This window comes from Paenibacillus sp. 10L310 (assembly GCF_056395745.1).
The window spans coordinates 1-560 of record NZ_JBFTKC010000063.1 but is presented as its reverse complement, the minus strand read 5'-3'; the positions used below and the strand labels follow the sequence as shown (position 1 = coordinate 560).

The 560-nt window shown below is 49.3% G+C and carries 1 pseudogene; it reads right to left on the bottom strand.

Annotated features, from left to right (window positions below):
- A pseudogene (locus tag AC1DE7_RS31820) lies at nucleotides 1-560 on the bottom strand (hypothetical protein); the annotation flags it as partial.

Below are 560 nucleotides of genomic sequence, written 5' to 3'. Positions count from 1 at the left end.
TTTGTGCCTTCACCGTCGCCAGACTTCTTCCCTATACCTGGACTCGATGCAGTAGCATCCGTTTCACCTGACGATGAAGACTTCTTACTGCTGCTCGGGGTCTGATTCGGTTTCTTGCCATTGCTGGAGGAACTTGTTCCTGCCCCGTCACTTGACTTATTCCCAGCGTTCGAGCTTGTTTTCCCTCCGGAACCCACTTCCCCGGCATTCCCCGACTCTTTGGGCTTGTTTTTTCCCAAGTTGCCCCAAGGCTGAAACCGGATGACCTGGCTCTCTTTATAATAATCGCTGAAGGCTTTAACAATCACATCTTTTGACTTTTTCACAAATGTCTTTGTTTTGCTTGTAGCCGGTTTGTCTGTCGTCGTTGTTCCTTTAGAAGCAGCACTCGGAGAACCCGTTGTACCTGGGTGGTCTGAGGGTTCGGGTACACCTGAAGAACCCTTTTTCGTGCTTACTCTGCCCGTAAATCCATTGAACTCCCCGTCCAATCCTTTCATAGTCATCTCGTGTTGCTCGAATTCACCCATCAGGGTAGATAATTCTTCTTCGCTCATGGG